The 10,234-nt window shown below is 64.7% G+C and carries 10 protein-coding genes; 7 read left to right on the top strand and 3 right to left on the bottom strand.

Going from position 1 to position 10,234, the window contains the following annotated elements; all coding sequences use genetic code 11:
* A partial coding sequence (locus tag JHD07_RS13035; RefSeq protein ID WP_291622660.1) for a hypothetical protein occupies positions 1–408 on the bottom strand: 408 nt, incomplete at its 3' end.
* Between the two features lie 270 nt (positions 409–678).
* Complete coding sequence (locus JHD07_RS13030) at positions 679–858, bottom strand: hypothetical protein (protein WP_291622658.1); 180 nt, start codon at positions 856–858, stop codon at positions 679–681.
* 259 nt (positions 859–1,117) lie between these two features.
* On the opposite strand from JHD07_RS13030, the gene JHD07_RS13025 reads away from it, so the two are divergent.
* From JHD07_RS13025 to JHD07_RS13005, 5 genes are all read left to right on the top strand, one after another.
* A complete protein-coding gene (locus tag JHD07_RS13025; RefSeq protein WP_291622656.1) occupies positions 1,118–2,035 on the top strand; it encodes a branched-chain amino acid ABC transporter permease LivH in 918 nt (305 codons plus the stop codon).
* Positions 2,036–2,046: 11 nt separating this feature from the next.
* Positions 2,047–3,366, top strand: a complete 1,320-nt coding sequence (livM, locus tag JHD07_RS13020) for a high-affinity branched-chain amino acid ABC transporter permease LivM (protein ID WP_291622654.1) — start codon at positions 2,047–2,049, stop codon at positions 3,364–3,366.
* Positions 3,363–4,196, top strand: a complete 834-nt coding sequence (locus JHD07_RS13015) for an ATP-binding cassette domain-containing protein (protein ID WP_291622651.1) — start codon at positions 3,363–3,365, stop codon at positions 4,194–4,196. The genes livM and JHD07_RS13015 overlap by 4 nt, the downstream gene beginning before the upstream one ends.
* Positions 4,193–4,927, top strand: coding sequence for an ABC transporter ATP-binding protein (locus JHD07_RS13010; protein ID WP_291622649.1), 735 nt, complete (start codon positions 4,193–4,195; stop codon positions 4,925–4,927). Before JHD07_RS13015 ends, JHD07_RS13010 begins: the two co-directional genes overlap by 4 nt.
* 164 nt (positions 4,928–5,091) lie before the next feature.
* The gene (locus tag JHD07_RS13005; protein WP_291622647.1) at positions 5,092–6,210 is read left to right on the top strand and encodes a branched-chain amino acid ABC transporter substrate-binding protein; all 1,119 of its coding nucleotides are present in this window, start codon (positions 5,092–5,094) and stop codon (positions 6,208–6,210) included.
* A gap of 78 nt (positions 6,211–6,288) precedes the next feature.
* Here the strand turns inward: JHD07_RS13005 and JHD07_RS13000 are convergent, their stop codons facing one another.
* Positions 6,289–6,675, bottom strand: a complete 387-nt coding sequence (locus JHD07_RS13000; protein WP_291622645.1) for a response regulator — start codon at positions 6,673–6,675, stop codon at positions 6,289–6,291.
* A gap of 228 nt (positions 6,676–6,903) precedes the next feature.
* Between JHD07_RS13000 and JHD07_RS12995 the strand changes: the two genes are divergently transcribed.
* Positions 6,904–9,729 (top strand): PAS domain S-box protein, encoded by a 2,826-nt coding sequence (locus JHD07_RS12995; RefSeq protein WP_291622643.1) that lies wholly within the window; start codon positions 6,904–6,906, stop codon positions 9,727–9,729.
* A gap of 58 nt (positions 9,730–9,787) precedes the next feature.
* Positions 9,788–10,234, top strand: a 447-nt coding sequence (locus tag JHD07_RS12990; RefSeq protein ID WP_291622641.1) for a P1 family peptidase, incomplete at its 3' end; no start/stop codon positions are given.

Below are 10,234 nucleotides of genomic sequence, written 5' to 3'. Positions count from 1 at the left end.
GAGCAGCTCGGTGGCATGCAGCCGCAGCGCGGCCATCTCGCCGACCTTCGAGGCCATCACCATGCTGGCAAACGAAATCAGGCTGCCGATTGCCAGTGCAATGCCGAGTGCCTCGTCGCTGCCGCCGCTTCTGCGGGTTCGCGGAATGCAGAGCAGCACGAGATAGATCGCAAAGAACGCAACGACTGTGAGACGTCCCAGCGCGAGCAGCCAGGCCGCGCGCACCGTGTCCATGCCTGCCATTTGCAGGTGGTCGCTCAGGTACAGCGCCACCGCGACGCTCGGCCGTTCATAGAGGCCGTGCACAGGGGCGACGATGATGTTGAAAGCGACGAGGATCCATACCGGAATGAAGTAGGCCGCCAGCAGCGCGCCGTTGACCGAACCGATCCGCCAATTCCTAAACATGCCGCTTCCCGCCTGGTTCGCCGAGCCCCTCCTCGAAAGGCGGCGGCTTCGCCGGAGCTAACTCGCACCAGACTGTGGCGGCAATTTAAACCGTTTGTTTACCTTAACTGGGCCGGATTTCGCTCTGTGGTTCCGGGGCGGCTTAGAGAGCCGAACCCGCAATCTCGAGATTCCGGGTTCGATGCTTTGCATCGCCCCGGAATGACGCCAAGCAGAGAAAAAGGCCCCGCCTTGCGGCGGGGCCTCCTCGATCCTCGACTCCCGAACTTACTATTCCTGGCCGCGCTGGCCGCCCTGCTGCTGGCCAGGCCGATCGCCCTGACGCGGATCCTGGTTCTGCTGTCCGGGTTTCTGACCACCGCCCTGCTGCTGCCCGGGTTGCTGACCTGGGCGCTGCTGGCCCGGGTTCTGACTCTGCTGATCCGGATTCTGGTTCTGCTGCTTCGTCATTCGGGGAACTCCCTTGTTGGACGTCAGAGACGAGACAACGGGCGGCATCCATTTTGGTTGCCGGGAACCAGGTTCCTCGGCACGCGGGAACCGAAGCGCGAAATGATCTCTGTACAAGCCGGATTGCCGAGGTCAGGCCGGTTGCAGCCGCCAGTTCCGTCCTGTTACAAAACCAGATGACGCTCAAGGGCTGCCGGGGCCCAAGAACTCTCTGCAAGAGCTCCCTTTGAGCCGCGACAAGTTTGGGTAACGGCAGCTTATGGATTATTTCGCCCAGCAGCTCATCAACGGCCTCGTGCTCGGCTCCATCTACGGCCTGATCGCGATCGGCTACACAATGGTCTACGGCATCGTCGGCATGATCAACTTCGCTCACGGCGACGTCTTCATGATCGGCGGCTTCATCGCCCTGATCACCTTCCTGATCCTGATCTCGTTCGGACTCACCGCAATCCCGCTGATCCTGCTCGTGGTGCTGCTGGTCTCGATGGCGATCACCGCGCTCTATGGCTGGACCATCGAGCGCATCGCGTACCGGCCGCTACGCCATTCCTTCCGCCTCGCCCCGATGCTATCGGCGATCGGCATGTCCTTCGTGCTCACCAACTATTCGCAAGTCGCGCAGGGCGCGCGCGTCAAGCCGATCCCGCCTTTCATCACCGGCGGCTACACGCTGCACGAGAGCCCGGACGGCTTCGTGATCCAGCTCTCCAACATCCAAATCATGGTGGTCGTCACCACCATCGTGCTGCTGGCGATCTTCACCTGGCTGGTGTCGAGCACCCGCCTCGGCCGCGACATGCGCGCCTGCGAGCAGGACCAGACCATGGCGGCGCTGCTCGGCGTCAATGTCGACCGCACCATCTCCATGACCTTCGTGATCGGGGCCGCGCTGGCCGCAGTCGCGGGCCTGATGTACCTGCTCTATTACGGCCTGGTCGATTTCTTCATGGGCTTCGTCGCCGGCATCAAGGCCTTCACCGCCGCCGTGCTCGGCGGCATCGGCTCGCTGCCCGGCGCCATGCTCGGGGGCCTCGCGATCGGCCTGATCGAGACGTTCTGGTCGGCCTATTTCTCGGTCGAGTACAAGGACGTCGCGGCGTTCTCGATCCTGATCGTCGTGCTGATCTTCATGCCGACCGGCCTGCTCGGCCGTCCCGAAGTCGAAAAAGTCTGACGGACCGCCGCGTGACAGCTCCCTCGACCCATACGGCCAAACCTGCAACGGGCATCTCCGCCCTCCTCAAGACCGCCTTCGTCAACGCGCTCATCGCGCTGGTGCTGTTCTCACTGATGGTCGGCATCCGCACCGAGGCGGGCTCGGACGGTCAGCTCACCTACTGGACGCGATTCGGCGAGCTGGCCTCGCTCGTCGTCGCGGTGTTCGGCGGCTCGATCGTGATCGAGCTGCTGCGGCAATGGATCGGTCCGACCGGCGCCGAGAAGCTGGTGCCGCCGGCCGTGCAAAGCGGCGTGTCCCTGCTCGGCCGCTACGTCGCGCCGGCGCTGCTGATCTTCACGGTGCTGGTGCCCGTCATCTTCTATAATCAGCGCTACATCCTCGACCTCGCGATCCTCGTGCTCACTTACGTGATGCTGGGTTGGGGGTTGAACGTCGTGGTCGGGCTCGCCGGCCTGCTCGACCTCGGCTACGTCGCCTTCTATGCGGTCGGCGCCTATTCCTACGGACTGCTCGCCACCAATTTCGGCTGGTCGTTCTGGATCTGCCTGCCGCTCGCCGGCATTCTCGCCGCGTTCTGGGGGGTGCTGCTCGGCTTCCCCGTGCTCCGCCTGCGCGGCGACTATCTCGCCATCGTGACGCTCGCATTCGGCGAGATTATCCGGCTCGTCATCATCAACTGGCAGGATCTGACGGGCGGCCCGAACGGCGTCTCCGGCATTCCGCGTCCTTCCTTCTTCGGCATCCCGCTCGACAACAGCGATGACGGGCTGGCCGCCAGGCTCGGCATCGAATATTCGGCGACCCACCGCATCGTCTTCCTGTTCTACCTGATCCTGGCGCTTGCGCTGCTGACCAATTGGGTGACGATCCGCTTGCGCCGTCTGCCGATCGGCCGGGCCTGGGAAGCCCTGCGCGAGGACGAGGTCGCCTGCCGCGCGCTCGGAATCAACACCACGACCACCAAGCTCACGGCGTTTGCGACCGGCGCCATGTTCGGCGGTTTCGCCGGTGCCTTCTTCGCCACCCGCCAGGGCTTCATCAGCCCGGAATCCTTCACCTTCCAGGAATCGGCGCTGGTGCTCGCCATCGTCGTGCTCGGCGGCATGGGCTCGCAGCTCGGCGTCGCGCTTGCCGCGCTCGCCATGATCGGCGGCTTCGAGCTGTTCCGCGGCCTCGAGAACTACCGCATGCTGGTGTTCGGCATGTCGATGGTGCTGATCATGATCTGGCGGCCGCGCGGCCTGGTCGGCCACCGCGCGCCCACCGTGTATCTGACCAAGGCGAAAGCGATCTCCTCCGACCTCGTCAAGGAGGGGCACGGATGAGCGGCGACACCATTCTCAGCGTCGAGCGGCTCACCATGCGCTTCGGCGGCATCGTCGCCGTGCAGGACCTCTCGTTCGCCGCCGAGCGAAAGAAGATCACAGCGCTGATCGGGCCGAACGGCGCCGGCAAGACCACGGTCTTCAACTGCATCACCGGGTTCTACAAGCCGACCGGCGGCACCATTCGCCTGAGCCATGACGACGGCAAAGTTGTCGCGCTGGAGCGGCTCAACGATTTTCGCATCGCCAAGCAGGCCAGGGTGGCGCGCACGTTCCAGAACATCCGCCTGTTTCCCGGCATGACCGCGCTGGAAAACCTGATGGTGGCGCAGCACAACGCGCTGTTGCGCGCCTCCGGCTTCACCTTCCTCGGCCTCGTCGGGGCCCCCTCCTACCGCGAAGCTGAGAAACGCGCGATCGATCTTGCCACCGACTGGCTGAAGCGCGTCAATCTGCTCGACCGCGCCGACGATGCCGCGGGCAATTTCGCCTATGGCGACCAGCGCCGGCTCGAGATCGCCCGGGCCATGTGCACCGAGCCTGCGCTGTTGTGCCTTGACGAGCCGGCGGCCGGCCTCAATGCACGCGAGAGCGCGGCCCTGAGCGAGCTGTTGCTCTCGATCCGGGACGAGCTCGGCACCTCGATCCTCTTGATCGAGCATGACATGTCGGTGGTGATGGAGATCTCCGACCACATCGTGGTGATGGATCATGGCGTGAAGATCGCCGAAGGCACGCCACGGGAGGTTCGCGACGATCCCAAGGTGATCGCCGCCTATCTCGGCGCGGACGAGGACGAGGCCGTGGCCGTGATGGAGAGCGGGACGTGACGTCGCCCCTGCTCGCGATCCGCGGTCTTCGCGCCGCCTACGGCAAGATCGAGGCGCTGAAGGGCGTCGACGTCGAGATCAATGCCGGCGAGATCGTGGCGCTGATCGGCGCCAACGGCGCCGGCAAGTCGACGTTGATGATGACGATCTTCGGCAAGCCGCGGGCCCGCGCCGGACAGATCCTGTACGAAGGCCGCGACATCACCACCGTGCCCACCCACGAGATCGCACATCTGCGCATCGCACAGTCGCCGGAAGGCCGCCGCATCTTCCCGCGCATGAGCGTGGCGGAAAACCTCCAGATGGGGGCGGATGCCACCGACTGCACGGAGGCTGAGCGCGAGGCGACACTGCAGCGCGTCTTCGCGCTGTTTCCGCGGCTGAAGGAACGCTACGGCCAGCGCGGCGGAACTCTCTCCGGCGGCGAGCAGCAGATGCTGGCCATCGGCCGCGCGCTGATGAGCCGCCCCCGTCTGCTCCTGCTCGACGAGCCCTCGCTTGGACTGGCACCGCTGATCGCCCGGCAGATCTTCGACGCCATCAGGACCCTCAACCGGCAGGACGGCCTGACCGTCCTGATCGTCGAGCAGAACGCCAACCATGCGCTCAAGCTCGCCCATCGCGGCTATGTCATGGTCAATGGCCTGATCACGCTGGCAGGGACCGGCACCGAATTGTTGCAGCGCCCCGAGATTCGCGCCGCCTATCTGGAAGGTGGCCGCCACGGCTGACGGCAGGCTCCGGGCCCGGCGCATGCGGCCGAATGTGGCGCCATATCTTCCGCAAATGCCCGTATTTTGCCGGTGACTTCTCCTCGAATTCATTCAAGAATGGCGCCGGTTTGAACCGGGCACGCCCCGGCAACTTCCACAGGCGACCACCCGCGAGGTATCTCATGAAATCACTGAAGCTCATCGGTCTGGCATTCGGCGCATCGCTCGCGCTGTCGAGCGCGGCATTCGCGCAGGATGTCACCGTCGCAGTCGCAGGCCCGATGACCGGCGGCGAGTCCGCCTTCGGCCGCCAGATGAAGAACGGCGCCGAGATGGCTGTGACCGACATCAATGCCGCCGGCGGCGTCAACGGCAAGAAGCTCGCGCTCTCCGTCGAGGACGACGCCTGCGACCCGAAGCAGGCGCGCTCGATCGCCGAGAAGATCGCCGGCGCGAAGATCCCGTTCGTGGCCGGGCATTATTGCTCGTCGTCGTCGATCCCGGCGTCCGAAGCCTATGCCGACGGCAACGTACTCCAGATCACGCCGGCCTCGACCAATCCGCTGTTCACCGAGCGCAAGCTCTGGAACGTGGCGCGCGTCTGCGGCCGTGACGATCAGCAGGGCCTGATCGCGGCGCAGTACATCGCCAAGAACTACAAGGGCAAGAACATCGCGATCCTCAACGACAAGACCACCTACGGCAAGGGTCTTGCCGACGAGACCAAGAAGGCGCTCAACAAGGCCGGCATCACCGAGAAGATGTACGAGTCCTACAACAAGGGCGACAAGGACTTCAACGCGATCGTTTCCCGCCTGAAGCGCGACAATATCGACCTCGTCTTTGTCGGCGGCTACCATCAGGAGAGCGGCCTGATCCTGCGTCAGATGCGCGACCAGGGCCTAAAGACCGTGCTGATGGCCGGCGACGCGCTCGCCGACAAGGAGTACGCCTCGATCACCGGTCCCGCCGGCGAGGGCACGCTGTTCACCTTCGGCCCCGACCCGCGCAAGAAGCCGACGGCGAAGAAGATCGTCGAGGCCTTCAAGGCCAAGAACATCGACCCCGAAGGCTACACCCTCTACACCTATGCGGCGATGCAGGTGTGGTCGCAGGCGGCCAAGAAGGCCGGCACCACCGACGCCAAGAAGGTGATGGAGACGATCAAGGCCGGCAAGTGGGACACCGTGATCGGCCCGATCGAGTATGACGCCAAGGGCGACATCAAGCAGATCGACTACGTCGTCTACAAGTGGGACGCCAAGGGCGGCTACGCCGAGATCACCGGCGGCGGCACCTGAGCGCGCTGCCCGCTTTGGACCGCCACTACACACCCCCGCGCCCCGGCTACCCCCGGGGCGCTTCTTCTTGCGGCGGGATCAGACGGCCTCGGGCAGGGCTCCGGCGACCGCTGCCTGGGCCTTGCGCAGAGCTTGCAGCAGATCGTTCGGCCGAAACGGCTTTTGCAGGCAGGCCACGTTGCCAAGGTGGGGTGATTGCTCCATGAAATCGAACGTCGTCATCCCGGACACCGCAATGACGGGGAGGGCCGGCACGCGCTCGCGCAGGCTGTTGATCACGTCGATGCCGCTGGTGTCCCCGAGGAAGATGTCCACGATCGCCGCGTCAAAGGAGCCTTCCGCGAACGCCTTCAGCCCGGCCGCACCGGTTTCTGCTTCCACCACCTCGAAATGATGAACCCGAAGCACGATCGCGACCATTGCACGGACGTCCTTCTGATCGTCGATGATGAGAACGCGGGGCATGGAACATCTCCCGATATCGGCAAAATCGTCTGATCCTACGTGGAACCCGCCGTAGCGGCCTGCATAATGGCACCGTCCAGTAAAGCGCACCTTACCCGATCTTTGTTCTGTGCTCCCCCCGGGATTAAGTAAACTGTAACTTTCGGTTGAGTCGCAGCCGTCCGTTCACGATGCGCGCCAAGAACCGGCTACCATGAGCGGAGTGCCGGTCGAATGAGACTTGCGGAAATGCTCAAAACCGATTTGCCCAAGACCGGCCTGCGCGAGGTGGACGTGTCTGCAATAATGGACCGAAGCACCTTTCTTTCGACCATGCCGGCCACTGCGACCGACCGCGCTGCAGCATTCACGATTGTCGGCGTGTCCTCTGTCTTGTTCGCGGCGGCCGTGCCCTTCGCGGGGACCCCGCTCCCGCATGTTCCGGCCTTCGTCGCCTCCTATCAATCCGCGCTCGCCGTGAGCGACATCGTCACGGCCGTGCTGCTGCTGTCGCAATTCGTGATCTTGCGCACCCGCGCGCTGCTGTGGCTCGCGGGCGGCTATCTCTTCACCGCGGCGGCGGCGCTGGTTCATGCCCTCACCTTTCCCGGACTGTTCGCACCGGCCGGGCTTTTTGGCGGGGGCCGCCAGACTACGGTCTGGCTCTACATGATCTGGCACGCCGGCTTTCCACTGTGCGTGATGGCTTACGCCTGGCTCAAGGATAAGGATGGCGGCCCCCAGATCAGCGGCACGGCCGGCCGCGCGATTTGTGCCAGCGTGCTCGGCGTCATCGCCGCGATCGTGGTTTTTGCATGGATCGTCACCGCGCAGCACGATCTGTTGCCGGTCCTGCTCAGCGAGGGCCGCTACACGACGACCATGATCGGAGTCGTGTCGTTCGTGTGGTCGCTGAGCTTTGCCGCCCTCGTCTCCCTCTGGTTCCGCAGGCCGCATACGGTGATCGACGTCTGGCTGATGGTCGTGATGTGCGCCTGGCTGTTCGACATCGCGCTGTCGGCGATCGTCAACGTCGCGCGCTTCGATCTCGGCTTCTATGCCGGCCGCCTCTATGGCCTTGCCGCGGCGGCCTTCGTGCTCGCGGTTCTGCTGATCGAGAATGTTCGCGTCCAGGCGCGTACGGTGGGCCTCGTCGGAAAGCTGCGGCAGCAATCGGCCTCGGAACGCGACTATTTCGGCAAGCGCCTCGCCCTGTACGGCGCCGTGGTCGAGTCATCCAATGACGCCATCATCACCAAGTCGCTCGATGGCATCATCACGGGCTGGAACAAGGCCGCCGAGCATCTGTTCGGCTACTCCGCCGCCGAAGCCGTCGGCAAGCCGATCGACATCATCGTGCCGCCGGATCGCAAGGGCGAGGTCAGGGGCATCCTCAACCGGATCGCCGCTAATGAGTCGATCGCTCAACACGAGACGGTGCGCATCCGGAAAGACGGCCGCCCCCTCGACGTCGTCCTGAACATCTCACCGCTGCGGACGGATGACGGCGAGGTCATCGGCGCCTCCAAAATTGCCCACGACATCACCGAAGAAAAGCAGGCCCGAGAGAAGCTGCGCCGGGAAACAGAGGAGCGCCAGCGCATCTTCGAGACGTCGCAGGACCTGATCCTGGTCACCGACGGCTACGGCAATTTCGTCCAGGTCAGCCCGAGCGTGAAGACCATTCTCGGCTACGGCCCCGAGGACATGGTCGGGCACAGCGCGACCGAGTTCATCCATCCCGACGATCTCGAAAAGACGCGGAGCGAGATGCGTGCAGCCCGTCGCGGGGCAGTCAAGCGCAGCTTCGAAGCGCGCTACTACCACTATGACGGCCACGAGGTCGCGCTGAACTGGATGGGCACCTGGTCGGAGCCGGTGAAGCGCCACTTCTTCATCGGCCGCGACCTCACCGACAAGCAGGCTGCCGAGGCCCAGCTCAGGCAGGTCCAGAAGATGGACTCGATCGGCCAACTGACCGGCGGCGTCGCCCACGATTTCAACAACGTGCTGACCGTCATCACGGGCACGATCGGCATTCTGAGCGACGCCGTCGCCGACCGGCCCGAGCTTGCCGCCATCACCAAGCTGATCGACGACGCCGCCGAGCGCGGCGCGCAGCTGACCAAGCATCTGCTCGCCTTCGCCCGCAAGCAGCCGCTCCAGCCGCGCGAAATCGACGTCAACGCACTGGTGCTCGAAGCCGCCAAGCTACTGCATCCGACGCTCGGCGAGCAGATCACCATCATGCCGCAGCTCACCGAGGATGCCTGGCCGACGCTGGTCGATCCGGGCCAGCTGTCCACCGCGATCCTCAATCTCGCATTGAACGCGCGCGACGCCATGCCGGAGGGCGGCACCCTCGTGCTGGAGACCCGCAACATCTTCCTCGACGACGGCTACGCCAGCATGAATCCCGACGTCGTCGCCGGCAATTACGTGATGATTGCGGTCAGCGACACCGGCAGCGGAATTCCCGCCGAGCTGATCGACCGCGTGTTCGATCCGTTCTTCACCACCAAGGAGGTCGGCAAGGGCACCGGCCTCGGCCTCAGCATGGTGTTCGGCTTCGTCAAGCAGTCGGGCGGCCATATCAAGATCTACAGCGAGGAAGACCACGGCACGAGCGTGAAGATCTACCTGCCGCGCTCAACCGGCGTGCAGGAGACCGAGTTCGAGGCGCTGCAGAACGCGCCGATCGCCGGCGGCAACGAGAAGATCCTGATCGTCGAGGACGATGCGCTGGTGCGGCAGTATGTCGTGACGCAGGTCAGGAGCATCGGCTATACCGCGCTCGAGGCCGCCAACGCCGCCGAGGCCCTCACCATCATCGACAGCGACGCGACCATCGAGCTGCTCTTCACCGACATCATCATGCCCGGCAACATGAACGGCCGCCAGTTGGCGGACGAAGCGTACAAGCGCCGCCCCGGCCTGAAGACGCTGTTTACCTCGGGCTACACCGAAAATGCCATCGTCCATCACGGCCGGCTCGATTCCGGCGTGCTGCTGCTGGCCAAGCCCTACCGCAAGTCCGAGCTCGCCAAGATGCTGAGGGCCGCGCTCTCCAGTTGAGCCTGCGGCATCGCTGCGCTATCGCAGATCGCGAAATGCTCTCAGTGACGAGGCCGTCTTGAAGAATCTTCTCACCGATATCGCCGGCGTCCGGGTCGGCCATGCCGAAGATGCGAAAGTCGCTTCCGGCGTCACCGCAATCATCTTCGATTCTCCCGCGGTCGCCGCGATCGACGTTCGCGGCGGCGGCCCCGGCACACGCGAGGCCTCGACGCTCGACGTCGCCAATACCGTGGAGCGGGTCGACGCGATCGCGCTTTCAGGCGGCTCCGCCTTCGGCCTAGATGCAGGCGGGGGCGTGCAGGCCTGGCTAGCCGAACAGGGCCGCGGCTTCAGGGTCCGGGACGCCGTGGTGCCCCTCGTTCCGGGCGCAATCGTGTTCGACCTGCTCAACGGCGGCAACAAGGCCTGGGGCCGCTTCTCACCCTATCGCGATCTCGGCTATGCCGCAGCCGCCAACGCAGGCACCGACTTCGCGCTCGGCAGCGTCGGTGCAGGATTCGGC

The sequence above is a fragment of the Bradyrhizobium sp. genome, from assembly GCF_016462955.1.
Taxonomy (GTDB): Bacteria; Pseudomonadota; Alphaproteobacteria; order Rhizobiales; family Xanthobacteraceae; genus Bradyrhizobium.
This window is presented reverse-complemented; position numbering and strand designations above follow the sequence as displayed.

Excerpts from the sequence above, each read along its gene's own strand:
- JHD07_RS13005 (WP_291622647.1), top strand. The coding sequence starts at position 5,092 with ATGAAATCACTGAAGCTCATCGGTCTGGCATTCGGCGCATCGCTCGCG.
- JHD07_RS13030 (WP_291622658.1), bottom strand. The coding sequence starts at position 858 with ATGACGAAGCAGCAGAACCAGAATCCGGATCAGCAGAGTCAGAACCCG.
- JHD07_RS13015 (WP_291622651.1), top strand. The coding sequence starts at position 3,363 with ATGAGCGGCGACACCATTCTCAGCGTCGAGCGGCTCACCATGCGCTTC.
- JHD07_RS13025 (WP_291622656.1), top strand. The coding sequence starts at position 1,118 with ATGGATTATTTCGCCCAGCAGCTCATCAACGGCCTCGTGCTCGGCTCC.
- JHD07_RS13000 (WP_291622645.1), bottom strand. The coding sequence starts at position 6,675 with ATGCCCCGCGTTCTCATCATCGACGATCAGAAGGACGTCCGTGCAATG.
- JHD07_RS12995 (WP_291622643.1), top strand. The coding sequence starts at position 6,904 with ATGCTCAAAACCGATTTGCCCAAGACCGGCCTGCGCGAGGTGGACGTG.